Here is a 573-nt window from a genome sequence, read left to right on the forward strand (position 1 = left end):
CGTCGCGAGGCCGGTTTCGCTTTTGGGGCCACTCGGCTCCTGCCGCCGGGGGCGCCGTGAAGCTGGAGCCGTGGTGCGTGCTGCCGTGGAGAAGGCCCCGGAAAAAAGGCCCCGGAAAAGAAGCAGGAAACTCCGCGCGGGCCGGGCCGATAATCAGGTTGTCAGGTAGCTGCTGCGCACCCCACCCAAGTTCCCACCCTACGAATTCCTGGAGACGACAATGAGCCTCTCTTCCATCGCGAACGCCGGTATCGGAGCCATGGGCAAGCTGTCTGGTGCCCAGCAGGACATGCTGGACAAGGCGCCCGCGGAGATGAAGCCGTTCATGGAGGCGCAGATGAAGATGCAGAAGGAGCAGGAGCTGACCCAGCTCATCACGCAGATGATGAAGCAGATGCACGAGATGGCGATGTCGGTCATCCGCAACATCGGCGGCTGATAGAGCCCCCTGCGGCTGGGTAGTTCGAACCGGTCTCGCGCTCCTCGATAAGAGGTGTCGCGGGGCCGGTTTCGCTTTTGGGGCCAGGTGGAGCCTTGAAGCTGGAGCCGCGGTGCGTGGTGCCCTGGTGGAGG

At 63.9% G+C, this 573-nt stretch carries 1 protein-coding gene; it reads left to right on the forward strand.

What is annotated here, in order from left to right; all coding sequences use genetic code 11:
• Nucleotides 1-220 precede the first annotated feature (220 nt).
• Nucleotides 221-439: a hypothetical protein gene (locus tag Q664_RS33930; protein ID WP_043405211.1), complete on the forward strand. Its 219-nt coding sequence runs from the start codon at nucleotides 221-223 to the stop codon at nucleotides 437-439.
• Nucleotides 440-573 lie beyond the last annotated feature (134 nt).

The sequence above is a fragment of the Archangium violaceum Cb vi76 genome (assembly GCF_000733295.1).
Classification (GTDB): Bacteria; Myxococcota; Myxococcia; order Myxococcales; family Myxococcaceae; genus Archangium; species Archangium violaceum.